The organism is Paracoccus sp. KR1-242 (genome assembly GCF_049446195.1).
Lineage (GTDB): Bacteria > Pseudomonadota > Alphaproteobacteria > Rhodobacterales > Rhodobacteraceae > Paracoccus > Paracoccus broussonetiae.
The window spans coordinates 90,591-112,375 of record NZ_JBMSED010000008.1 but is presented as its reverse complement, the minus strand read 5'-3'; the positions used below and the strand labels follow the sequence as shown (position 1 = coordinate 112,375).

Annotated in this window: 22 protein-coding genes; 15 read left to right on the top strand and 7 right to left on the bottom strand. The window is 66.1% G+C overall.

All coding sequences use genetic code 11. The features are described from left to right. Nucleotides 1–2 precede the first annotated feature (2 nt). A complete protein-coding gene (locus tag ACO2Q4_RS13155; protein ID WP_423319774.1) occupies nt 3–2,360 on the bottom strand; it encodes a transglycosylase domain-containing protein in 2,358 nt (785 codons plus the stop codon). 255 nt (nt 2,361–2,615) lie between these two features. On the opposite strand from ACO2Q4_RS13155, the gene ACO2Q4_RS13150 reads away from it, so the two are divergent. After that, nucleotides 2,616–4,055: an ammonium transporter gene (locus ACO2Q4_RS13150; protein ID WP_311757404.1), complete on the top strand. Its 1,440-nt coding sequence runs from the start codon at nt 2,616–2,618 to the stop codon at nt 4,053–4,055. 80 nt (nt 4,056–4,135) lie between these two features. On the opposite strand, the gene ACO2Q4_RS13145 is transcribed toward ACO2Q4_RS13150, so the two are convergent. Then, nucleotides 4,136–5,140 (bottom strand): polyprenyl synthetase family protein, encoded by a 1,005-nt coding sequence (locus ACO2Q4_RS13145; RefSeq protein WP_423319772.1) that lies wholly within the window; start codon nt 5,138–5,140, stop codon nt 4,136–4,138. 75 nt (nt 5,141–5,215) lie between these two features. Here ACO2Q4_RS13145 and ACO2Q4_RS13140 point away from each other — a divergent pair, with 75 nt between their 5' ends. The 3 genes from ACO2Q4_RS13140 to ACO2Q4_RS13130 all read left to right on the top strand — a co-directional run bounded on the left by ACO2Q4_RS13140 (nt 5,216) and on the right by ACO2Q4_RS13130 (nt 6,410). Next, the gene (locus tag ACO2Q4_RS13140) at nt 5,216–5,431 is read left to right on the top strand and encodes a DUF2007 domain-containing protein (RefSeq protein WP_311757402.1); all 216 of its coding nucleotides are present in this window, start codon (nt 5,216–5,218) and stop codon (nt 5,429–5,431) included. Next, nucleotides 5,421–6,176 carry a tRNA1(Val) (adenine(37)-N6)-methyltransferase gene (locus ACO2Q4_RS13135; RefSeq protein WP_423319770.1) on the top strand — a complete coding sequence of 252 codons (756 nt, stop codon included), beginning with the start codon at nt 5,421–5,423 and terminating at the stop codon, nt 6,174–6,176. Before ACO2Q4_RS13140 ends, ACO2Q4_RS13135 begins: the two co-directional genes overlap by 11 nt. A gap of 69 nt (nt 6,177–6,245) precedes the next feature. Further along, nucleotides 6,246–6,410: a YdcH family protein gene (locus tag ACO2Q4_RS13130; RefSeq protein WP_311757400.1), complete on the top strand. Its 165-nt coding sequence runs from the start codon at nt 6,246–6,248 to the stop codon at nt 6,408–6,410. 83 nt (nt 6,411–6,493) lie between these two features. Here the strand turns inward: ACO2Q4_RS13130 and ACO2Q4_RS13125 are convergent, their stop codons facing one another. From ACO2Q4_RS13125 to ACO2Q4_RS13115, 3 genes are all read right to left on the bottom strand, one after another. Beyond that, nucleotides 6,494–7,219 carry a beta-ketoacyl-ACP reductase gene (locus ACO2Q4_RS13125; protein ID WP_311757399.1) on the bottom strand — a complete coding sequence of 242 codons (726 nt, stop codon included), beginning with the start codon at nt 7,217–7,219 and terminating at the stop codon, nt 6,494–6,496. Nucleotides 7,220–7,303: 84 nt separating this feature from the next. Then, the gene (locus ACO2Q4_RS13120) at nt 7,304–8,479 is read right to left on the bottom strand and encodes an acetyl-CoA C-acetyltransferase (protein ID WP_423319767.1); all 1,176 of its coding nucleotides are present in this window, start codon (nt 8,477–8,479) and stop codon (nt 7,304–7,306) included. Nucleotides 8,480–8,601: 122 nt separating this feature from the next. After that, nucleotides 8,602–9,429 (bottom strand): EAL domain-containing protein, encoded by an 828-nt coding sequence (locus ACO2Q4_RS13115; RefSeq protein WP_423319765.1) that lies wholly within the window; start codon nt 9,427–9,429, stop codon nt 8,602–8,604. Between the two features lie 92 nt (nt 9,430–9,521). Between ACO2Q4_RS13115 and ACO2Q4_RS13110 the strand changes: the two genes are divergently transcribed. Further along, on the top strand, nt 9,522–10,106 hold the full coding sequence (locus tag ACO2Q4_RS13110) for a DNA-3-methyladenine glycosylase I (protein WP_395130990.1): 585 nt from the start codon (nt 9,522–9,524) through the stop codon (nt 10,104–10,106). Here ACO2Q4_RS13110 and ACO2Q4_RS13105 read toward each other — a convergent pair. After that, on the bottom strand, nt 10,081–10,626 hold the full coding sequence (locus tag ACO2Q4_RS13105; RefSeq protein WP_311757395.1) for a TlpA disulfide reductase family protein: 546 nt from the start codon (nt 10,624–10,626) through the stop codon (nt 10,081–10,083). The two genes, ACO2Q4_RS13110 and ACO2Q4_RS13105, sit on opposite strands and share 26 nt — an antisense overlap. 22 nt (nt 10,627–10,648) lie before the next feature. Between ACO2Q4_RS13105 and argH the strand changes: the two genes are divergently transcribed. The 5 genes from argH (at nt 10,649) to ACO2Q4_RS13080 (ending at nt 16,357) form a co-directional block, all read left to right on the top strand. Further along, a complete protein-coding gene (gene argH, locus ACO2Q4_RS13100) occupies nt 10,649–12,058 on the top strand; it encodes an argininosuccinate lyase (RefSeq protein WP_311757394.1) in 1,410 nt (469 codons plus the stop codon). Further along, entirely contained in the window at nt 12,055–12,210 is a 156-nt protein-coding gene (locus ACO2Q4_RS13095) for a hypothetical protein (RefSeq protein ID WP_311757393.1), read from the top strand. The genes argH and ACO2Q4_RS13095 overlap by 4 nt, the downstream gene beginning before the upstream one ends. Further along, nucleotides 12,191–12,466, top strand: coding sequence for a DUF2834 domain-containing protein (locus tag ACO2Q4_RS13090; protein ID WP_311757392.1), 276 nt, complete (start codon nt 12,191–12,193; stop codon nt 12,464–12,466). Before ACO2Q4_RS13095 ends, ACO2Q4_RS13090 begins: the two co-directional genes overlap by 20 nt. Continuing rightward, on the top strand, nt 12,466–13,731 hold the full coding sequence (lysA, locus tag ACO2Q4_RS13085; protein ID WP_311757391.1) for a diaminopimelate decarboxylase: 1,266 nt from the start codon (nt 12,466–12,468) through the stop codon (nt 13,729–13,731). Before ACO2Q4_RS13090 ends, lysA begins: the two co-directional genes overlap by 1 nt. A gap of 79 nt (nt 13,732–13,810) precedes the next feature. After that, entirely contained in the window at nt 13,811–16,357 is a 2,547-nt protein-coding gene (locus ACO2Q4_RS13080; protein ID WP_423319761.1) for a DUF4175 domain-containing protein, read from the top strand. Between the two features lie 3 nt (nt 16,358–16,360). On the opposite strand, the gene ACO2Q4_RS13075 is transcribed toward ACO2Q4_RS13080, so the two are convergent. Continuing rightward, nucleotides 16,361–17,395 (bottom strand): zinc-ribbon domain-containing protein, encoded by a 1,035-nt coding sequence (locus ACO2Q4_RS13075; protein ID WP_423319759.1) that lies wholly within the window; start codon nt 17,393–17,395, stop codon nt 16,361–16,363. Between the two features lie 124 nt (nt 17,396–17,519). On the opposite strand from ACO2Q4_RS13075, the gene ACO2Q4_RS13070 reads away from it, so the two are divergent. The 5 genes from ACO2Q4_RS13070 (at nt 17,520) to ACO2Q4_RS13050 (ending at nt 21,764) form a co-directional block, all read left to right on the top strand. Beyond that, complete coding sequence (locus ACO2Q4_RS13070; RefSeq protein WP_311757388.1) at nt 17,520–18,194, top strand: cell division ATP-binding protein FtsE; 675 nt, start codon at nt 17,520–17,522, stop codon at nt 18,192–18,194. Next, entirely contained in the window at nt 18,191–19,120 is a 930-nt protein-coding gene (locus tag ACO2Q4_RS13065; protein WP_311757387.1) for a cell division protein FtsX, read from the top strand. The genes ACO2Q4_RS13070 and ACO2Q4_RS13065 overlap by 4 nt, the downstream gene beginning before the upstream one ends. Then, on the top strand, nt 19,120–19,908 hold the full coding sequence (locus ACO2Q4_RS13060; RefSeq protein ID WP_311757386.1) for a lysophospholipid acyltransferase family protein: 789 nt from the start codon (nt 19,120–19,122) through the stop codon (nt 19,906–19,908). The genes ACO2Q4_RS13065 and ACO2Q4_RS13060 overlap by 1 nt, the downstream gene beginning before the upstream one ends. Nucleotides 19,909–20,061: 153 nt before the next feature. Beyond that, nucleotides 20,062–21,003, top strand: a complete 942-nt coding sequence (locus tag ACO2Q4_RS13055) for an ABC transporter ATP-binding protein (RefSeq protein WP_311757385.1) — start codon at nt 20,062–20,064, stop codon at nt 21,001–21,003. Continuing rightward, a complete protein-coding gene (locus ACO2Q4_RS13050; RefSeq protein ID WP_311757384.1) occupies nt 21,003–21,764 on the top strand; it encodes an ABC transporter permease in 762 nt (253 codons plus the stop codon). Before ACO2Q4_RS13055 ends, ACO2Q4_RS13050 begins: the two co-directional genes overlap by 1 nt. The last annotated feature ends 21 nt before the right edge of the window (nt 21,765–21,785 follow it).

Here is a 21,785-nt window from a genome sequence, read left to right as displayed (position 1 = left end):
TTCTATTGCTGGAAGACGCCCTGGATGCCCCGCAGCGCCTGTGTCAGCGGGTCGTCCGGTGTCAGCTCGCTATCCCCGCCCATGTCGTCGGTCGAGGTGGTCTCGGCCGGGAAGCTGGGCGGCGCGCCATCGGTCTGCACGCCGGGGTCGGGCAGCACCCGCCCGCCCGAAGGTGCGGGCTGGGCGGTCCCATCGGGGGTAGGCGCCCCGCCGCCCGGCGCAGGCTGCGACTGGCCAAGCGCCTGAGACAGCGCTGCGGCCAGCGGGTCGGTCGAGCCGTCCTCGCCATCCGAGCTGACGACATGGGGTACGGCGCCGCTGGCGTCGAAGACGAAATTGCCCAGCGATTCGACCGGAAGGCCGTCATGGATTTCGGACATGACCGCCTGCCAGATCTCGGCCGGAAGACCACCGCCGGTCACGCCTTTCAGCGGTTTGTTGTCGTCATTGCCCAGCCAGACGCCGGTCACATACTGGCCGGTGAAGCCGATGAACCACGCGTCGCGATAGCTGGAGGTGGTGCCGGTCTTGCCCGCGACAGGACGGTTGCCCAGCTTGGCCCGGCCGCCCGAACCGTGCTTGATCACCTGTTCCATCATGCCGATCAGCTCGCCCGCAGCCTTTTGCGAGATGACGCGCTGGCCCATGCCGCCGGACTGGCCGACCAGCGGCTGGTCGTCGCCCTTGATGCGCAACTCGACCAGGCCATAGGGCCGGACCGCGGTGCCGCCATTGCGGATGCCCGCATAGGCGCCGGTCATGTTCAGCAGCGTCGATTCCGAAACGCCAAGACCCAGTGACGGCCCCGAGGCGAGATCATGGGCAAAACCGAAATCCTGCGCCACGCGCCGCACCGCATCGCGGCCCACGATCTCCTGCAGTCGGATCGTCGCGGTGTTCAGCGACTGCGCCAGCGCGTTGGTCAGCGTGACCTCACCATGATACCGGCGAGTATAGTTCTGCGGCGACCACGGGCCCGAACCGCGCACGTTGATCGTCAGCGGCGCGTCCAGGATCAGGTCACTGGGGCCGTAGCCCTGGTCCAGCGCCGCCGCATAGACAAAGGGCTTGAAGCTGGAGCCGGTCTGCCGCATCGCCTGCGTCGCCCGGTTGAACGTCCCCGACACGGTGTTGTCGCGCCCGCCGATCATGGCGCGCACGGCGCCGTCAGGCGACATCACGACCACAGCCGCCTGCGCGGTCGAGCCTTTGGCGACCTTTTCGTCGAAGACCCGTTGCAGCGCCCGTTCGGCCGCGCGCTGGATGCGCTGGTCGAAGGTCGTCTTGATGGTCACGTCCTCGGTCGTCTCGCTGGTCAGGAAGCCGGGGCCGGATTCCATGACCCAGTCCGCGAAGTAACCGCCGGCGCGGGCCGCGGCCGCCTTGGACAGCACGGCCGGATGGGCCTTGGCATCGGCATATTGCTTGTCGTCCAGATAGCCCTGGTCATGCATCAGCCCAAGGATGACGGTCGCCCGGTCCTGCGCCCGTCCCAGGTTCGAGGTCGGGGCGAAATAGCTGGGCGCCTTCAGCAGGCCCGCCAGCATCGCGGCTTCCGAAGGGGTGACTTCCGAGGCCGACTTGTCGAAATAGCGCTTGGCGGCGGCTTCGAAACCGCGCGCGCCCGCACCCAGATAGGAGCGGTTCATGTAGATGTTCAGGATGTCCTGCTTGGAGTATTTCGCCTCCATCGCGAGGGCATAGGGAACTTCCTTGACCTTCCGCCAGATCGAGGTCTGGCGGCACTCGGCCTCGTATTCGGATTCCGATTTCCAGCGGGTCGGGTCGAAGCTCTCGCCCAGGCACAGAAGCTTCGCGACCTGCTGGGTGATGGTCGAGCCACCGTTCCCCTGCAGCGCGCCGCGGCCTTCGGACAGGTTGATCTTGACCGCGCTGGCGATGCCCTGGGGGTCGACGCCAAGGTGGCGATAGAATCGCTTGTCCTCGGTCGCGACCACGGCGTTCTTCAGGACCGGGGCAATCTTGTCGGCGCTGACCATGCCGAAAGTTTCGCCACGCCAGGCAAAGACGCGGCCTTCGGTGTCCAGCATCGTGACCGAACCGCGGGCACGTCCGTCGAACAATGCAGAAGGTTCGGGCAGGGTCGTATAGAAATAGAAGGTCGCGGCGGCCAGGATTGCGACCATGGTGGCGGTCAGCCGCCACACCGAACCCCAAAGGACCCGCCAGACCAGCAGGATCAGCCCGGTGATTCCGCGCGTCATCACATTCCCCCCGCGCGACCGCGACGAACGCCCCCGACGCGATGGCTTGCGCGGAGTTTTCTTAGGGTTCTTGGGGGGTTGATCGAAATTGCGCTTGTCCGCGACAATCCGGTCCTTGCCGGTCGGTCTTTTCATGCCTGTCTTCCTGCCCGGCCGGTCTGCGGCCATTTTGGCGCGGAACATACAGGAAGCGGAACAGTTTGAGAACCGAGATGACCTATCAGTGAACTGCCGCGAGAGCTTGCAGTCCGATCCCTGCCTGATGAATTTTTACGCTTGTCGAAACAGCGACCGGTGATTGCCTGCACATCTCTTGTGCCAAGCGGAAAGGCGCGCGTTTTCTGGGCCCGACACGGAACTGCTCATAGGCAGAGAGAAGGTGCAGGAAACATGAAAAGACTAACCGCGATCACGGCAATGATCCCGGCGCTTGCCCTCCCGCTTATCGGGTCGGCACTGCCGGCGATCGCGCAGGAGGCCACCGATACCGCCGCCGCCGCCGTCGAGACCGTCGCCCCCATCGTCGACAAGGGAGACGCGACCTGGATGATGGTTTCGGCCATCCTCGTCATGATGATGTCCATCCCCGGTCTTGCGCTGTTCTATGGCGGTCTGGTCCGGTCCAAGAACATGCTGTCGGTGCTGATGCAGGTCTTCACCGTCTTCTGCGTGATGGCCCTGCTGTGGGTCTGCTTCGGCTATTCGCTGGCCTTCACCGGTGCCGGCTCGGCCGAGGACGTGACCGCGCTGACGCCCTTCATCGGCGGCTTCTCGAAAGCCTTCCTTGCCGGCGTCAATCCCGGCTCGCTGGCCGAGACCTTCACCCAGAACGTCTTCGTGCCGGAATATGTCTTCGTTACCTTCCAGCTTGCCTTCGCCTGCATCGCCTCGGCGCTGATCGTGGGTGCCACGGTCGAGCGCATGAAATTCTCGGCCATCCTGATCTTCGTGGTGATCTGGTTCTTCCTGTCCTATCTGCCGATGGCCCACATGGTCTGGTGGTGGGGTGGTCCCAGCGCCTTCGACGCGCCGGCCGGCTTCCTGTTCGGGCATGGCGACCTGGACTTCGCGGGCGGCACCGTCATCCATATCAACGCAGGCATCGCGGGCCTTGTCGCCGCGATCATGGTCGGGCCGCGCCTTGGCTATGGCAAGGAGCTGATGGCCCCGCACAACCTGCCCTTCACCTTCATCGGCGGCTGCCTGCTGTGGATCGGCTGGTTCGGCTTCAACGCGGGCTCGAACATGGAGGCGACGGGCACTGCCGCCCTCGCGCTGCTGAACACGGTGGTCGCCACCGCTGCGGCGGCGCTGGCCTGGGCCTTCGGCGAATGGCTGTTCCGCGGCCACCCCTCGCTTCTGGGCGGTGTGTCCGGTGCGATCGCGGGTCTTGTCGGCATCACCCCGGCCGCAGGCTTCGTCGGGCCGATGGGCGCCATCGTGATCGGCCTGGTCGCGGGCTTCCTGTGCATGTGGTTCGTCGTCAGCCTGAAATCCAAGCTGGGCATTGATGAAAGCCTGGACGTCTTTGGCATCCACGGCATCGGTGGCATCATCGGGGCGATCCTGACCGGCGTCTTTGCCGCGCCGTCGCTGGGCGGCACCGGGGTCTTCGACTATGCGACCGGCGCGGTGGCCGAAGGTTACAGCATCGCGGGCCAGGTCACGACGCAGGCGCTGGGTGTCATCGTCGCGGTGGTCTGGTCGGGGGTCGTGTCCTTCGTCGCGCTGCTGATCGTCAAGGCGGTCGTCGGCCTGAGGGTCGAGGCGAATGACGAACGCCAGGGCCTGGACGTCACCACGCATGGCGAGAACGCGTATAACAGCTGATCGCTGAAGGTTCGACAAATGGAAAAGCCCGGCGTCAGCCGGGCTTTTTTTGCATGTCTGGCCTTTTGCGCTGGCCGGGATCAGGACAACCGAGAGACGACAAAATCCGCAAGGTTCGACAGGATCGTGCGCAGTTCGCTTTCCGGGGTCTGACGCAGCGCCGTCTTTGCGCGTTCGGCCCAGGCGACGGCATCGGCACGCGCCGCCTCCATCGCGCCGCGCCGCTTCAGGATCTCCAGCGCGGTCTGCAGGTCGGAATCGTCCTGCTGCCCCTTTCCGATGGTGCGCTCCCAGAAGGCGCGCTCATCGGCATCGGCGGCGGCGATTGCCTTGATGACCGGCAGCGTCAGCTTGCGTTCGCGGAAATCGTCGCCGACATTCTTGCCGATGGTCGAGGTCGCGCCGCCGTAATCCAAAAGGTCATCAACGATCTGGAAGGCGATCCCCAGCGCGTCGCCGTAATCGAACAGCGCGCGCTGGACCACCGCTTCGGCCCCGGCAACCACCGCGCCCGCCTCGGTCGCGGCCGAGAACAGCGCCGCCGTCTTGCCGCGGACGATCTGGATATAGATGTCCTCGGTCGTCGCCACGTCCTGCGCGGCGGTCAGCTGCAGCACCTCGCCTTCGGCAATGGTGGCGCTTGCATTGGCCAGGATCCGCATGACCTGCATGCTGCCGGTATCGGCCATCAGCTGGAAGCTGCGGGCAAACAGATAGTCGCCGACCAACACGCTGGATTTGTTGTCCCACAGCAGGTTTGCGGTCGGACGTCCGCGGCGCTGCTGGCTTTCATCGACCACATCGTCATGCAGCAGGGTCGCGGTGTGGATGAACTCGACCGCGGCGGCCAGCAGGACGTGGGATTGCCCCTCGGCATAGCCGCACAGCCGCGCGGCGGCCAGCACCAGCATCGGGCGCAGGCGTTTGCCGCCTGCCTCGACCAGATGGGCCGTCACCTCGGGGATGCGCGGGGCGTGCTCACTCGCCATCCGCTCGCGGATCAGCGCATTGACGGCCGCCATGTCCCCGGCCAGTTCGGAAGAAAGCCGGTCTAGCGGCTTGGAGACGTTTTCGTTCATGCCCATCTGCCATTCCCTTTCGCTTGCCAGCCATTGCCACGCCATGGACACATGCGCAACCGCCGCATAGGTTCTGCGGTCATGAAGGAAGTCTTGCGCACCACGAATCCGCTGCTGATCGCGCGGGCCACCGACCTGCTCGAATCCGAGGGGATCGCGGCCTTTCCGCTGGATCAGCACATGAGCGTGCTGGAAGGCTCGCTTGGCATCCTGCCGCGCCGCCTGATGGTCACGGACCGCGACCTGTTCATGGCGCGCGCGATCCTGCGCGATAACCGGATCGGCGATGACGTCTGACACGCTGCGGACCGATGGTTTCCTGGGTGGGCGGCTTCGCATCACCCAGCCGGTCGGGGGCTATCGCGCGGGCGCGGACGCGGTGATGCTGGGGGCGGCCTGTGCCGCCCGGCCGGGGGACAGCGTGCTTGAGCTGGGCTGCGGGGCAGGGGTCGCGCTGCTGTGCCTGGGCTTTCGTGTGCCCGGCGTGCGGCTGACGGGGCTGGAGCTTCAGCCCGCCTATGCCGATCTTGCGCGCGCGAATGCCGCTGCAAACGGCATCGCGGCCGAGATCCTGCAAGGTGACCTTGTCCGGATGCCCGAGGCCCTGCGCGCCGAAAGCTTCGACCACGTCATCGCGAACCCGCCCTATTTCGCCGCGGGAACGGTTGCCCCCGATGCGGGCCGCGGCACTGCGCGCCACGAAGAGACGCAGCTGCCCGACTGGATCGACGCCGCGCTAAAGCGGATTCGGCCCGGCGGGACGGTGACGGTGATTCACCGGGCCGAGCGTCTGGGCGACATCCTGCAGGCGATCGGCAGCCGCGCGGGCGCGATCACGATTCTGCCAGTCAGCGCCCGTTCGGGGCGCGAGGCGGGACGCGTCATCCTGTCCGCAAGGAAGGGGGCGCGTGCGCCCCTGAAGCTGCTTTTCCCCTTTGTCATGCACGCAAAACCGTCACATACGGCTGATGCCGAGGACCTGACCGGGGCCGCACGCGCGGTCCTGGCCGAGGGGTGTGCCCTGGACCTGCGCGGTCCATGATTTTTTCATGACATTGCGACGATTCTGTGATGCAATCGGGCCTGTTCGATCACCCAGAAGGAGGACGATATGTCGGTTGAATCCCATGTTCAGGAGCTTCGCCGTAAACATCAGTCACTTTCCGATCAGATCGAGGCGGCACGGCGCTGCCCCGGCATGGATGAGCTTTCGATTTCGCAGATGAAAAGAGAAAAGCTGCGTCTCAAGGAGGAGATCACCCGCCTGTCGCACTGACGGCCCCTCACGGATATCGACATGATATAGGCAAAACGGCCCGCGATCATCGCGGGCCGTTCTCGTTTCCTGGCTGGGGGGCGTCAGACGACGAATTGCCCGCCGTTCGCGCTCAGCGTCGAGCCGGTGATGAAGCCCGCATCCTCGGACGCAAGGAAGACCACGCAGCGCGCGATTTCCTCGGGCTCGCCCAGGCGGCCGACGGGGATCAGCGGGATGATGCGCTCGTTCAGCACCTTTTCGTCGATGGCGCGGACCATCTCAGTCCCGATATAGCCGGGGCAGATCGCGTTGACGGTGATGCCCGCCCGCGCGCCTTCCTGGGCCAGGGCCTTGGTAAATCCAAGATCGCCCGCTTTCGCCGCGGAATAGTTCGCCTGGCCGGCCTGGCCCTTCTGGCCGTTGATCGAGCTGATGTTGACGATGCGGCCGAACTTGCGGTCGCGCATTCCCGACCACAGCGGATGGGTCATGTTGAAGACACCGGTCAGGTTCGTGTCGATGACCTCTTTCCATTGCTGGGGTGTCATCTTGTGGAACATCGCGTCCCGGGTGATGCCGGCGTTGTTGACCAGCACCGAAACCGGGCCAAGCTCTGCCTCGACCGCGCGGATGCCTGCCTCGCAGGCGTCGTAATCAGCCACCGACCACTTGTAGACCTTGATGCCGGTCTCGTCCGAGAAGGCCCGCGCGGCATCGTCATTGCCGGCATAGTTCGCGGCCACAACATAACCCGCGTCTTTCAGCGCCTTCGAGATGGCCGCGCCGATACCGCGAGTTCCCCCCGTCACCAAAGCGACTTTCGCCATGATTCCTCCAATCATCTTAATTGCCGTGAAATTAAGTTACCGACGGATATTTTGGCGCGCAAGATAATTGCGCACCGCAATTTATCAGGGGCGCTCAAGGCACATGGCGACGCCCATGCCGCCGCCGATGCACAGCGTGGCAAGGCCCTTTTTCGCGTCACGGCGCTTCATCTCGAACAGAAGCGTGTTCAGAATGCGCGCGCCCGAGGCACCGATCGGGTGGCCGATGGCGATGGCGCCGCCGTTCACGTTCACGATCGACGGATCCCAGCCCATGTCCTTGTTCACCGCGCAGGCCTGGGCGGCAAAAGCCTCGTTGGCTTCGACAAGGCCAAGATCACCGACCGACCAGCCCGCCTTTTCCAGCGCCTTGCGGCTGGCCGGGATCGGACCCGAGCCCATGATCGCCGGATCGACGCCCGCCGTCGCGTAGGAGGCGATGCGGGCAAGCGGGGTCAGGCCCCTGCGTGCCGCCTCTTCCTCGGACATGACCAGCACCGCAGCGGCGCCGTCATTCAGCCCCGAGGCGTTGCCCGCCGTCACCGACCCGTCCTTCGTAAAGGCGGGGCGCAGCTTTTCCATCGCGTCCAGCGTCGCGCCATGGCGGATGTATTCGTCGGCATCGACCGAGACATCGCCCTTGCGGGTCTTCAGTGTCACCGGCACGATCTCGTCGGCGAAGCGACCGGCCTTTTGCGCGGCTTCGGCCTTGTTCTGCGAGGCGACGGCGAATTCGTCCTGAACGTTGCGCGAGATCTCCCACTTGGCGGCGACGTTCTCGGCCGTCTGACCCATGTGATAGTCGTGGAAGGCGTCCCACAGGCCGTCACGGATCATCGTGTCCAGCATCTTCATGTCGCCCATCTTCTGGCCGGCGCGGATATAGGCGGCATGGGGCGACAGCGACATCGATTCCTGTCCGCCCGCGATGACGATCTTCGCGTCGCCCAGCACGACCTGCTGCGCGGCAAGGGCAACCGCCCGCAGGCCCGAACCGCAGACCTGGTTCAGAAGCCACGCCGCCGATTCCTGCGGCAATCCGGCCTTGATATGGGCCTGGCGCGCGGGGTTCTGGCCCTGTCCGGCGGTCAGGACCTGGCCCAGGATCGTCTCCGACACCTCGGCCGCATCGACGCCCGCGCGTTCCAGCACGGCGCGCAGGACGACTGCGCCCAGTTCGTGCGCCGGGGTACTGGCGAAGGATCCCAGAAAACTTCCCACCGGGGTGCGGGCCGCGGATACGATCACTGCATTAGTCATGTCAGGCTCCTTCCTGAGTGACGGGTCTGGCGTCAGCCGAAGCTTGCCGTTTCATGCCGTAACGTCAAGCGGGCGCCGCAGGCCCTGCGACCGATGGGCCGTATCGCTTTCCCGGCGGGCGATCAGCCGCGTTTTGCCGAAGAATTCGGCGACCGCCACGGCGGGACGATCGTGGGCGCACCGAAGTAGTAACCTTGCAGGCAGTCGACACCCATGCCGATCAGGAAGGCCGCATCCTCGGCCGTCTCGACCGATTCCGCGACGGTGAACATGTCGAAGTGATGCGCGATGGATTGCAGCGCGCGGGCCAGCACCTGATTGTCGCGCTGACTTGCGATTTCACGGATGAACTGGCCGTCGATCTTGATCATGTCGAAGCAGAAATCGCGCAGATAGCGGAACGAGGTATAGCCCGCCCCGAAATCGTCCAGTGCAAAGCTGACGCCTTGGGCCTGCAATTCCTGCATGAAGGGGCCCACGATCTCGGGCATCCCCATGGCCGAGCTTTCCGTGATCTCAAGGATCAGGCGCTCGGCGATGCTGACATCGCCTGCGATGCCGGTGCGCAGCGTCCGCAGCCATTGCGGATAGCCGATCGAGCGCGCGGACATGTTGATCGACAGCCGCAACGAGGGATCCTGTCCCAGCGCCTCCAAGCCCAGGCCGAGCGAGATGCAGTCGATCTGGCGACCCAGTTCCGTCGTCTCCGCCAGGCCCATGAAGTCACGCAGGGGCACGATGCGTCCGGTTTCATCGATGATGCGCACCAGCCCTTCGTGAAACGCGGTCTGTTGCGGCTGCTCCGAACGGACGATCGGCTGATAGGCCAGCACCGCGTCACCGCGCGCGACCGCCCGACGCACCGTCGCCATGGTCATGCGCGACTGGTGATCGATGGCGAATTCCAGCGGAGAGCCGAATTCCTGTCCCGATTCCATATGTTCTGTCATCCCACCACTCCTGCCTTCGGCCCGAAGTCTGGCGATCATCTCCTAAGATCGGGTAAAGCTGGGGGGCTAACTGGAGTCGAGGTTAACAAAGCATGTCCGAACTTGTCCGCTGCGGTTGGTGCGGGACCGATCCGCTTTACGTCGCCTATCACGACACGGAATGGGGCGTCCCCGAATACGACTCGCGCGCCTTGTGGGAAAAGCTGGTGCTGGACGGGTTCCAGGCGGGCCTCAGCTGGATCACCATCCTGCGCAAGCGCGACTCGTTTCGTGACTGCTTCGAGGGGTTCGACCCGGAGCGCGTTGCCCGTTGGGGCGAACCCGAGATTGCCCGCGCGCTGCAAAATCCCGGCATCATCCGCCATCGCGGCAAGATCGAGGCCGCCGTGACCGGGGCACGCGCTTATCTGGAAATCGAGGCGGCCGAAGGTTTCTCACCCTTCATCTGGTCATTCGTCGGCGGCAGCCCTATCCAGAATGCCCCGGCCAGCCTGTCCGATGTCCCGACGAAAAGCCCCGAGTCAGAGGCGATGGCCAAGGCATTGAAAAAGCGCGGCTTCAAATTCTGCGGCCCGGTCATCACCTATGCCTTCATGCAGGCCTGCGGGCTGATCAACGACCACGTCGCCGACTGCCACTGCCACGGCCCCGTCAGGGCGCTGTCGCCTGCCGGATAAGCGCCTTGGCCGCGTCAGAGGACCAGTCCGCCCCGCCGATCAGGCGCGCGATCTCGTTGCCGTCGCGGTCGATCACGATGGTGACGGGCATCCCCATCACGCCCATTTCCCGCGCCAGGCCCTGGCGCGGGTCCAGCAGGACGGGCAGGTTCCGGACCCCGGCTTCCTCCAGGAACTTCTTGATCGCGGGCGGGGGATTGTGGCCTGCGGCGATCGGCACGACCTGGAAATCGTCGCCGCCCATTTCGGCCTGCAGCTTGTCCAGCGAGGGCATCTCTTCGCGGCAGGGCGCGCACCAGGTCGCCCAGAAGTTCAGCAGAACGACCTTGCCGCGATAGTCCTTCAACGAGTGGGTGCCGCCGTCGGGGTCGGTGAAGGTGGTTTCGGGCACCAGGGCGGGATCGGTCTGCTGCAGTTTCGCAAGCCCGCCGTCATGCGCGGCCTGCCAGTCGATTTCTCCGGCGAAGGCCGGGTTTGCACCGATCATCAGTGCCGTATAAAGAACCAGCGAACGCAGCATTCCACCCCCCGAAGGACCAGCCATGACCGAGCAGCCCGCCAGCACCGCCAACCAGATGTGGGGTGGACGTTTCGCCGCCGGGCCGGACGCGATCATGGAGGCGATCAATGCCTCGATCGGATTCGACCAGCGGCTCTATGCCCAGGACATCCGGGGCAGCCGCGCCCATGCGGCGATGCTGGCCGCACAAGGCATCATCAGCAGTAGCGATGCCGACGCCATCGGGGAAGGCCTTCTCACGGTCTTGTCAGAGATCGAGAAGGGCGGTTTCCCGTTTTCGACCGCGCTGGAAGACATTCACATGAATGTGGAATCCCGCCTGAAAGAGATCATCGGCGAACCCGCGGGGCGGCTGCACACCGCGCGGTCGCGCAATGACCAGGTGGCGACCGATTTCCGGCTGTGGGTGCGCGACCAGTGCGATGCGGTGATCGCGGGGCTGGACGCGCTGATCCGGGCCGCGCTGGCGCAGGCTGAAAAGGGCGCGGACTGGGTCATGCCCGGCTTTACCCATTTGCAAACCGCGCAGCCTGTGACCTGGGGCCATCACATGATGGCCTATGTCGAGATGTTCGGCCGCGACCTGTCGCGCTTCCGCGATGCCCGCAAGCGCATGAACGAATCCCCCTTGGGCGCGGCGGCGCTTGCCGGGACGGGTTTCCCGATCGACCGGCATGCGACGGCAAAGGCGCTGGGTTTCGACCGGCCGATGGCGAACAGCCTTGACGCGGTCAGCGACCGCGACTTCGCGCTGGAATTCCTGTCCAGTGCCGCGATCTGTGCCGTCCACCTGTCGCGTCTGGCGGAGGAACTGGTGATCTGGTCCTCGGCCCAGTTCCGCTTCGTCACCATGTCGGACCGTTTCTCGACCGGCTCGTCCATCATGCCGCAGAAGAAGAACCCCGACGCGGCCGAACTGATCCGCGCCAAGATCGGGCGGATTCTGGGTGCTGCCGTCGCGCTGTTCGTGGTGATGAAGGGCCTGCCCTTGGCCTATTCCAAGGACATGCAGGAGGACAAGGAACAGGTCTTCGACGCCGCCGACAACCTGATGCTGGCGCTGGCGGCGATGACCGGGATGCTGTCGGACCTGACCGCAAACCGCGACCGGCTTGAGGCCGCGGCCGGCTCGGGCTTCTCGACCGCGACCGATCTGGCCGACTGGCTGGTTCGCGAAGCCGGGCTGCCTTTCCGCGATGCCCACCACGTCACCGGAGCGCTGGTTGCGCTGGCCGAGAAATCGGGCGTCGACCTGCCCGAACTGACCCTGGAACAGATGCAGTCGGTCAACCCGGCGATCACGGCGGACGTGTTCAAGGTGCTGGGCGTCCACAACTCGGTCGCCTCGCGCATGAGCTATGGCGGCACCGCGCCCGCGCAGGTCCGTGCCCAGATCGGCCGCTGGACGGAAGCGATGGAGAGTGATGCATGAACCATACCCTTCTGATCGCGCTTTTCGCGCTGATCCTGGCCACGCTTGCGGCCTGTGGCGTGGACGGCCCGCCGACGCGGCCCGAACCCACCCCCGAGCCGGGCGTCCATGTCAGTGGCGAGGCGCGGTTCGGTGTCGTCTCCAAGATCTGACCTGACGCCGCTCAGGCTGCTGTGGCTGGCGCTGGCGCTGGCCGGGGCCGCTTTGGCGCTGGGACAGCACGAGACCATGTGGCAAGGCATCCGCACGGCCGAAATCGTGGCGCAGGTCACGCTGGGGCTGTGGTGCATGATCGAAACCATGGTCCGCCGCAACTGGTTGGCCTTTCTGACCTTTCCGGCACTGGCGCTGGGGATCGGCTGCGCCCTGCCGCTTTATCTTTTCATCCGCTCTCGCAGGATCACCTGATGGATCACTTCAACTACGTCGACGGCCTGCTTCACGCCGAAGACGTTCCCCTGACCCGCATCGCGGCCGAGGTCGGTACCCCGGTCTATGTCTATTCGACGGCCACGCTGACGCGCCATTTCAAGCTGTTCCAGGAAGCACTGGCCTGGACCGACCATCTGGTCTGCTTCGCGGTCAAGTCGAATTCGAACCTTGCCGTGCTGAAGCTGCTGGGCAGTCTGGGCGCAGGCATGGATATCGTTTCGGCCGGGGAATATGCCCGCGCCAAAGCGGCGGGCGTTCCGGGTGAACGGATCGTCTTTTCCGGCGTCGGCAAGACCGCGGCCGAAATGCGCATGGTGCTGGAAGGCGGTATCCGCCAGTTCAACGTGGAATCCGAGCCCGAACTGGAATTGCTGTCGCAGGTGGCCTCGTCGCTGGGCGTGGTGGCGCCGATCGCGGTCCGCGTGAACCCGGATGTCGATGCAAAGACGCATGAGAAGATCGCAACCGGCAAGTCCGAGAACAAGTTCGGCATTCCTATCGCGAAAGCGCGTGACGTCTACGCCCGCGCGGCCAGCCTGCCGGGGATCGAAGTCGTCGGCATCGACATGCATATCGGCAGCCAGCTGACCGATCTGGAACCTTACCGTCAGGCCTATGCCAAGATGGCCGACCTGACCCGCGCGCTGCGCGCGGACGGGCATGACATCCGGCGTCTCGACATGGGCGGTGGCCTCGGCATTCCTTATCGCCGCGACAACAACGCACCGCCCTTGCCGATCGAATACGGGCAGGTCATCCGCGATGCCGTGGGCGATCTGGGCTGCGAGATCGAGATCGAGCCGGGGCGCAACATCTCGGGCAATGCCGGGATCCTGCTCTCCTCGGTGATCTACCTGAAAGAGGGCGAGGGCCGGGATTTCCTGATCGTCGACGCGGCCATGAACGACCTGATACGGCCCGCCATGTATGCCGCCCATCACGACATCATCCCGGTGGTCGAATCGGTTCCCGGCGCATCGGTTGCGCCCTTCGACGTCGTGGGTCCGGTCTGCGAGACGGGCGATACGTTCGAAAAGGCGGTCCAGCTTCCGGCGCTTGCGGCGGGGGATCTGGTCGCCATGCGGTCGGCGGGGGCCTATGGCGCGGTCATGGCTTCGGAATACAATTCCCGGCCGCTGGTCCCCGAGGTGCTGGTCAGCGGGGATCAATTCGCCGTCATCCGCCCGCGACCGACGCTTGAGGAAATGCTGGGACGCGATACCATCCCGGAATGGCTTTGACCGTTTCGTCCCGCTGCGCGCCTGCTTTGCCTTGTCCTGACGCCCGCCACTGGATGGCGGGGCAGGGGGGTGGCGGCGCATGAGGCGGGCCGATTCCCCCCTTGTGCGGCGCGCGGTCGAACTGACCCGCGCGGGCATGTGGTGGGAATCGCTGGCCTCGTCCTTCTGGCCCCTTGGCGTCGTGCTGGCGCTTGTGCTGGCCGCGCTGGCCTTTGGCGCGGCCGAGCTGGTCTCGTCCCGCGCATTGTTCTGGATCATGCTCGCCGCGCTTCTGGCGCTGGTCCTGTCCGCGCTTTGGGGCGCCCGGCGACTGTGGCGGCCAAGTGCGGCGCAGGCGCGTGCCAGGGTCGATGCGACCCTGCCAAGCCGCCCGCTGGCGGCGCTGCACGATCAGGTTGCCATCGGACGAGAGGATGGCGGCGCCGAGGCGCTGTGGCAGGCCCATCTTGCCCGCATGGCGCGCGAGGCCGAGGAGGCGCGGCCGGTCATTCCCGATGCGCGGCTGCGCTGGCGTGATCCGGTCGGGTTGCGGCTGGTCGGGCTGGTCGCGCTGGTCATGGCGCTGCTTTTCGCGCCAGCGGGGCAGTTGGGACTGGGAATCGCCGCGCTGGGCGCGACATTCCGCCCTGCGCCGGGTGCCACCCCAGGCATGGATGCGACGCCCGGCTGGGAAGGCTGGGCCGAGCCGCCCGCCTATACCCGCCGCCCGACGATCTATCTGAACGCGCTGCCCGAAGGGCAGGTGCTGGACCTGCCGCAAGGATCGAAGCTGAGCTTCCGCCTGTATGGCGAGGGGGCCGAACTGGCCCAGACCATTGGCCGCGCGGTGCCCGGAACTGATCCCGCCGCGCCCGAAATCATGGCCGAGCGTGATGGACTGGTCGAGATCGCGGGACGCCAGTTTCCCGTGACGGTCATTCCGGATGCACCGCCGACGGTCGAGCCGGTCGTGGCACCGGAACGGCGCGCGGACGGGCATTTCGTCCAGCCCTTCGCCGCCTCGGATGACAATGGCGTGGTATCGGGCAAGGCGCGGATCGCGCTGGACATGAATGCGCTGGACCGCCGCTTTGGACTGGCCATCGACCCCGAACCGCGCGAGGAATTGCAGATCGACCTGCCTTTGCCCGCGACCGGCAGCCGCAAGCAGTTGCGCGGCCAGCTTTCGACCGATCTGGCCCGCCACCCCTGGGCCAACCTGCCGGTCACGGTCTCGCTGGAGGTCAGCGACGGGATCGACCAGACCGGCGCCTCGGCCCCTGTCCACATGCTGCTTCCGGGGCGGCGCTTCTTCGATCCGCTTGCCGCCGCCCTGATCGAGATCCGGCGCGACCTGCTGTGGTCGCGCGAGAATGCTCGGCGCAGCGCCCAGATCCTGCGCACGATCAGCTGGCAACCCGAAGGCTTCATGGAGCAGGACCTGGCCCTGGGTCTTAAGGGCGCGATCGCCACGCTGGAGGCCGGTCCGCTGGATGACGAGGATCGCAACCGCCTGGCGCAGGTGCTGTGGGACGCGGCCGTCGCACTTGAGGATGGCGGCCTTGCCGATGCTCTGCAGCGAATGCAGCAGGCGCAGGAGCGGCTGTCCGAGGCCATCCGCAACGGCGCCAGCCCGGACGAGATCCAGCGCCTGATGGATGAACTGCGCAAGGCGACCGATGCCTATACCGACATGCTGGCGCAGAAAGGTCAGGACCCGTCCGAACGCTTCGACCGCTCGCCCCAGCAGGGCCGCGAGATCACCGGCGACCAGATCCAGCAGATGATGGACGAGATCCAGCGCCTGATGAACGAGGGCCGCATGGCCGAGGCGCAGCAGTTGCTGGATCAGTTCAACCGCATGATGCAGAATATGCAGGTCACGCAGGCCCCCGGACAAGGAGGGGGGCGCCAGCGCCCGATGGACCGGTTGGCCCAGACCCTGCGCGACCAGCAGGATCTGGCCGACGAAGCCATGCGCGACATGCAGGACCAATACGGCCAGTGGCAGCAGGATAGTCAGCAGCAAGGCGGCCAGCAGCAAGAAGGACAGCAGCAGGACGGCCAGGGACAGGACGGGCAGGGTCAGCAAAGCCTGGCCGAACGCCAGCGCGCGCTGCGCGAGGAACTGGGGCGCCAGCGCGGGCTTTTGCCCGGCCGTGGCACGCCGCAGGGGGAACAGGCCCGCCGCAGTCTGGATGATGCTGGGCGCGCGATGGAGGAGGCCGAACAGGCATTGCGCGACCGCGATCCTGCAATGGCAATGGACCGTCAGGCACAGGCCATCCAGAACATGCGCGAAGGCATGCGCGCGCTTGGCCACATGATGGCGCAGAACCAGCCTCCGGGGCAGGAAGGTCAACCCCAGCCCGGCCAGCAGCAAGGCGGCCCCGAAGGCCCCGAGGGCGAAAGGAATGGCCAGCGCGGTCTGGCCGAGGCCTATCGCCAGCAGCCCTCGCTGGACCCGCTGGGCCGCTCGACCGCCGGCAACGGCAGCTCGATCACCACGGGTGAACCGCTGGCCGAAGGGCCGGACCCGGCGCGGCGCGCCCGGGACTTGCAGGATGAGATCCGCCGTCGCAGCGGCGAACGCGAACGTCCGCGGGATGAGCGCGACTATCTGGGTCGGTTGCTCGACAATTTCTAGGGCTTACTCGCCGGTTCCCCCCGACAGCAGCGCACCGACCCGGTCGGCCAGCCAAAGCCGCCCCTGGTCCATTGCGGCCCGCGTTTCGGCAAGGAACGAGCCATCCCCCGGCGTCGAGAAGGTTCCGGCCAGCGCATAAAAGGCCAGCAGGGCCATCGCGAGCACCAGCGCCAGCCCGAAACCCTTGGCATAGCCTGAACGGGGCTTCCCCTCGTTCAGCTCTGCCAGCGCCGATTGCGGCGAGACGAGTGCCACCTCTCGTGGCTCGATCACCGCGGGGACGGGGGCAGGCTTTGCTTCGGCGGGCGCAGGGCGCGACAGCATGGGGGCGGTGACGATGGGTGCACCGCCGTCAGCTTCGGCCGGTGCGGCATCCTTGTCGTCCTCGTCCTGCTTATGGCGCAGAAGCGTCGCCGCAAGGCGCGCGGCGTCGGGCAGGGCGGGTGCGACCCGCTCGGGCTCTGGATCAGATGCGGGGGGCGGGGTGGGCGCTTCGGGTTCGGGCTGCGGTTCCGGCTCGGGCACAGGCTCATCCACGACGGTGGGCGCCGCGTCGGCATCGGGAATGGGCTGCTCGGTCGCTGCGGGCTCGGGTCGGGGCAGCGGCTCGCCCGGCAGGATGACCGTTGCGACCGGCCATTCGATGTCGCGCGGATCGGGCAGTTGCGACGGACCGCCCCGACGAAACCCGCCCGCAAGGTCCGGATCGGTCCCAGTCGCGGCAATGTGATCGTCACCGCCGGGTGCGCCGGTTTCCGCATCGGTGCGAGGACCGGACCGGCGGGCCGAGAGTTCACGGGCGGTTTCCTCACGCAGGATCGACAGGATCGATTCGTGCAGGGGCTGGTTCAGCGCCGGGCGCGCATCGGGATCGTAATCGGCGCGCGATGCGCCTTCGCCCGCGGATTGCGGGGAATCGGGGCCGGGCTGGAACCAGACCTGGCTGCAGGCCGAACACTCGACCTCGCGCCCTGCGGCCGGAATCGCGGATTCCGGGATTTCATACTGGGCTTCGCAACGGGGACAGGTCAGGCGCATTCCGTGTCTTTCTTGGCCGTTCGTGATTGCGATGAGCGATCATGGCTGCGTCTCGCATTCGCCGCCGGACTGTTCTATCAAGCCCCGAAGGGCGAGCCAAGAAGCCCGCAGGAAGGGGACCCCAGTGATCGAGATGCAGAACCTGACCTTTGGCTACAGCGGAGGGGATCCGCTGCTGGTGGACATGTCGCTCAGCCTGCAGCCGGGATCGTTCCATTTCCTGACCGGTCCTTCGGGTTCGGGCAAGACCACCTTCCTGCGGCTTTGCTATGCGGATCTGCTGCCCTCAAGCGGACGGATGACGGCTTTTGGAGAGGACGTGACCGCGTTGTCCCGCGACGGCATCGCCGCTTTGCGTCGCAGGGTCGGCGTCGTTCACCAGGATACCCAGTTCCTGGACCACATGCCCGTGGCCGAGAATGTCGCCCTGCCGCTGATCGTCGCGGGCGAGCCGGTCGAGATGCCGGCGCTTGGCGACCTGCTGAACTGGGTGCAGCTTGCCCCGCTGAGCCGGTCGCTGCCGCCGTCGCTGTCTGGGGGCGAACGCCAGCGCGCGGCGCTGGCCCGCGCCGTCGTCATGTCGCCCGACCTGATCATCGCGGACGAGCCGACCGGCAATCTTGACTGGGACATGTCGATGCGCCTTCTGCAACTGCTGGTCGAGCTGAACCATTCCGGCAAGTCCGTACTGTTCGCGACCCATGACATGCACCTGATCCGCGCGGCCAAGCAGCATGTACAGGCGCGGGTGCTGAGGATCGCGGGCAAGCGCCTGCAACTGGCGGGGGCGGACCTATGAGCCGGCGTGACCTGAAAAGCCTTGATCTCGCGGCGCTGTGGCGCGGGCTGGCACGTCCCGACGCGACCGGGACCGACCGTGTCGTTCCCCCGACCGGGTTCACCGCGCAGCTGACCGTGTTCTCGGCGGCGGCGATGGCGTTTCTTGCGGTCTTCGCGCTGGCGCTGGCCTTGGCGACGGGGCGGCTGGCGGAGCGCTGGTCCTCGGAACTGGCGCAGACCGTGACGGTCCGCATCTCGGCGCCGCAGGACCAGATCGACGACCAGACCGTGACGGTGATGGAAGTTCTGAAAACCACGCCCGGCATCGCCGAAAGCCGTCTTCTGCCCGATACCGAGGTCGAAAAGCTGCTGGAGCCGTGGTTCGGTCCCGACATGCCCGTCGACGCCCTGCCGATCCCGCGCCTGGTCGAGATCCGCGAGGCACCCGAGGGGTTCGATGCCGATGCCCTGCGCCTGCGCCTGCAGGGAGAAGTGCCCGCCGCCGTTCTGGACGACCATACCCGTTGGCGCGAGCCGTTGGTCACCGCCGCGTCGCGCCTGCGCTATCTGGGCTTTTTCTCGCTGTTGCTGATCGCGGCGGCCTCGGGTGCGATGATCACGCTGGCGGCCAAGGCCGCGCTGGCGGCGAACGGTCAGGTGATCCGCGTCCTGCGCCTGATCGGGGCGCGCGACATCACCATCGCCACCGCCTTCGTGCGCCGTTTCACCCGTCGCGCCGCGACCGGGGCAGCGGGCGGAACGCTGCTGGGCATGGCGGCTGTCTGGGCCTTGCCCGCTGCGGACGAGGCCGGCGGCTTCCTGACCGGGCTGGGTTTTCAGGGCTGGGGCTGGCTTTGGCCGCTTCTGATCCCAGTCGCTGCGGGTGCAATCGGCTTTGCCGCCACGCGTTCGGCGGCGCTTCGGATGTTGCGGGAGGTGCGCTGATGCAACCGGCCTATCGTCCACGCCCGGCCTCGGCCATCGACTGGCTGCGGACGGGGGCATTTTATCTTTACGCTGCGGTCATGACCCTGCTGGTCGGTCTGGTCGGCTTGCCCGGCACCCTGATCGACGGGGCCAATGCGCAGCGCACCGCGACCCGCTGGTTGCGCCTGATGATGGGCGGGGCACGCGTGATCGCCGGGATCCGGGTCGAATACCGGGGCACGCCCCCGGCAGGCGACCTGCTGGTCGCGGCCAAGCATCAAAGCTTTCTCGACATCCTCGCCATCGCGCAGGCATGCCCGCGCCGCGCCTTCGTGATGAAGCGCGAGGTGCTGAACGTGCCCGTCATGGGGTGGTTCGCGCGCAAGGTCGGCAGCATCCCGATCGACCGTGCCCGTGGAAGCGAGGCGATGCGCCAGATCACCACGGGCGTCGCGGCCGCACGGGCCAAGCCGCAAGGGCTGGGCCAGCTGATCTTCTATCCCGAAGGGACGCGGACGCGGCCGGGCAGTTCGGCCCCCTACAAACCCGGCGTGGCGCTGGTCCAGCACAGCACGGGCCTGCCCATCATTCCCGTCGCGGTCAATTGCGGCCTGTTCTGGCCCAAGCGCGGCTTCCCCATCCGTCCGGGCGTCGCGGTGGTCGAATTCCTGCCCGCAATCACCGCCGATACCTCGGTCGAGGCGGCGATGGCTCAGCTGACAGACCGGATCGAGACCGCCAGCTTGCGTCTTTTCAACGAGGCGGGTGGCGCTGCGGCGCTTGCCGGGCAGAAACACGCAAACTGACGGGGGGCATTGTCCCCAGCGGGGGCAATCCCTATCTCGGACCGGCCCGGCGTTTTCGCCGGGACTTGCCTTTTGGGCCGGACGAGGGCCACGCGCCGGTCATGACCGCGAACGCGCCGCCCGTCCCGGCACCTTTCACGAATAGGATCCGCAATGAGTTCCATTATCGAGATTGACCATCTCTCCAAGCGCTACGACAGCGGAACGGCGGCGCTGAATGACGTGACCCTGAACATCGACGAGGGCGAAATTCTTGCGCTCCTCGGCCCGAACGGCGCGGGCAAGACCACGCTGATCTCGATCATCTGCGGCCTTGTCTCGCCAACCGGGGGCACGGTGCGCGTCGGCGGCCACGATATCCGCAAGAACTGGCGTGCGGCGCGCAAGCTGATCGGCCTGGTGCCGCAGGAAATCGCGCTGGAGCCGTTCGAGAAGGTCATCGACTGCGTCCGCTTTACCCGCGGCCTTTATGGCGAAGGCCCGGACGAGGCGTATATCGAACGACTGCTGCGCAGCCTTGCCCTTTGGGAAAAGCGCGACGCCAAGACGCGCGAGCTGTCCGGCGGCATGAAGCGACGTGTCCTGATCGCCAAGGCCCTGTCGCATCGCCCCAAGGTCCTGTTCCTTGACGAACCGACGGCGGGCGTCGACGTCACCTTGCGCCGCGAGATGTGGCAGGTGGTCCGCGAATTGCGGGCCGAGGGCGTGACCATCATCCTGACCACGCATTACCTTGAGGAAGCCGAGGACATGGCCGACCGCGTCGGCGTCATCAACCGGGGCGAGTTGCTGCTGGTCAAGCCCAAGGCCGAACTGATGGGCGAATTCGGCAGGAAGCACCTGACGATCGAGCTATACGACCCGCTCCCCGCCCTGCCTGCGGATCTGGCTGCACGCGGCCTGACGCTTTCGTCGGACGGATTGCAGCTTGGCTATGAATACGACACCCATGCCGACCGCACCGGCATCGCGCGCCTGCTGGGCGACCTGACGCAGCACGGCATCGCCGTACGTGACGTGGCCACCAAGCAGAGCAATCTGGAAGAAATCTTCATGTCCCTTGTCGAGGACAAGCCGAAGGAGGCCGTCGCATGATGAACTGGCATTCCGTCCGTGCCATGTACACACATGAGATGGCCCGTTTCTTCCGCACCGTCTGGCAATCCCTGGCCTCACCGGTCCTGTCGACGGTGCTGTACTTTGTGGTTTTCGGCGCAGCCATCGGTGGACGAATCCAGTCGGTCGAGGGGGTGCGCTATGGTGCCTTCATCGTGCCGGGGCTGATGATGCTGACCGTACTGCAGCAGTCGGTCAGCAATGCCAGCTTCGGGATCTATTTCCCCAAATTCTCGGGGACGATCTATGAATACCTGGTCGCACCCACCGGCTGGATCGAGGTGACGCTGGGCTTTGTCGGCGCCGCCGCGACCAAGGCGGTGATGATCGCGCTGGTGATCCTGCTGACCAGCTTCTGGTTCAACGGGGTCCATATCGCGCACCCGTTCTGGATGCTCGCCTTCCTGATCCTGACGGCGACTGCCTTTTCGCTGCTGGGATTCATCATCGGGCTTTGGGCAAAAAGCTTCGAACAGCTTCAGATCGTGCCGATGATGGTCATCACGCCCCTGGTATTCCTGGGCGGGGCCTTCTACTCGGCCTCGATGCTACCGCCCTTCTGGGAAGGTGTCGCCAAGCTGAACCCGGTTCTTTACCTGATCTCGGGGTTCCGCTGGGCCTTCTTCGATCTGGCGGACGTGCCGGTGGGCGTATCGCTGGTTGCGGTCGCGCTGATGATCTTCGCCTGCATGGCGGCGATTCGCTGGATCTTCCTGACGGGATGGCGGCTGCGCGAATAACGCGCCGCTTCCGGATCCGGC

Bases quoted from the DNA above. Each gene is read 5' to 3' on its own strand.
- ACO2Q4_RS13095 (WP_311757393.1), top strand. From the start codon at position 12,055: ATGAACCATACCCTTCTGATCGCGCTTTTCGCGCTGATCCTGGCCACG.
- ACO2Q4_RS13145 (WP_423319772.1), bottom strand. From the start codon at position 5,140: ATGGGCATGAACGAAAACGTCTCCAAGCCGCTAGACCGGCTTTCTTCC.
- ACO2Q4_RS13075 (WP_423319759.1), bottom strand. From the start codon at position 17,395: ATGCGCCTGACCTGTCCCCGTTGCGAAGCCCAGTATGAAATCCCGGAA.
- lysA (WP_311757391.1), top strand. From the start codon at position 12,466: ATGGATCACTTCAACTACGTCGACGGCCTGCTTCACGCCGAAGACGTT.
- ACO2Q4_RS13115 (WP_423319765.1), bottom strand. From the start codon at position 9,429: ATGACAGAACATATGGAATCGGGACAGGAATTCGGCTCTCCGCTGGAA.
- ACO2Q4_RS13065 (WP_311757387.1), top strand. From the start codon at position 18,191: ATGAGCCGGCGTGACCTGAAAAGCCTTGATCTCGCGGCGCTGTGGCGC.
- ACO2Q4_RS13150 (WP_311757404.1), top strand. From the start codon at position 2,616: ATGAAAAGACTAACCGCGATCACGGCAATGATCCCGGCGCTTGCCCTC.
- ACO2Q4_RS13060 (WP_311757386.1), top strand. From the start codon at position 19,120: ATGCAACCGGCCTATCGTCCACGCCCGGCCTCGGCCATCGACTGGCTG.
- ACO2Q4_RS13155 (WP_423319774.1), bottom strand. From the start codon at position 2,360: ATGAAAAGACCGACCGGCAAGGACCGGATTGTCGCGGACAAGCGCAAT.
- argH (WP_311757394.1), top strand. From the start codon at position 10,649: ATGACCGAGCAGCCCGCCAGCACCGCCAACCAGATGTGGGGTGGACGT.
- ACO2Q4_RS13125 (WP_311757399.1), bottom strand. From the start codon at position 7,219: ATGGCGAAAGTCGCTTTGGTGACGGGGGGAACTCGCGGTATCGGCGCG.
- ACO2Q4_RS13120 (WP_423319767.1), bottom strand. From the start codon at position 8,479: ATGACTAATGCAGTGATCGTATCCGCGGCCCGCACCCCGGTGGGAAGT.
- ACO2Q4_RS13055 (WP_311757385.1), top strand. From the start codon at position 20,062: ATGAGTTCCATTATCGAGATTGACCATCTCTCCAAGCGCTACGACAGC.
- ACO2Q4_RS13050 (WP_311757384.1), top strand. From the start codon at position 21,003: ATGAACTGGCATTCCGTCCGTGCCATGTACACACATGAGATGGCCCGT.
- ACO2Q4_RS13130 (WP_311757400.1), top strand. From the start codon at position 6,246: ATGTCGGTTGAATCCCATGTTCAGGAGCTTCGCCGTAAACATCAGTCA.
- ACO2Q4_RS13140 (WP_311757402.1), top strand. From the start codon at position 5,216: ATGAAGGAAGTCTTGCGCACCACGAATCCGCTGCTGATCGCGCGGGCC.
- ACO2Q4_RS13105 (WP_311757395.1), bottom strand. From the start codon at position 10,626: ATGCTGCGTTCGCTGGTTCTTTATACGGCACTGATGATCGGTGCAAAC.
- ACO2Q4_RS13080 (WP_423319761.1), top strand. From the start codon at position 13,811: ATGAGGCGGGCCGATTCCCCCCTTGTGCGGCGCGCGGTCGAACTGACC.
- ACO2Q4_RS13110 (WP_395130990.1), top strand. From the start codon at position 9,522: ATGTCCGAACTTGTCCGCTGCGGTTGGTGCGGGACCGATCCGCTTTAC.
- ACO2Q4_RS13135 (WP_423319770.1), top strand. From the start codon at position 5,421: ATGACGTCTGACACGCTGCGGACCGATGGTTTCCTGGGTGGGCGGCTT.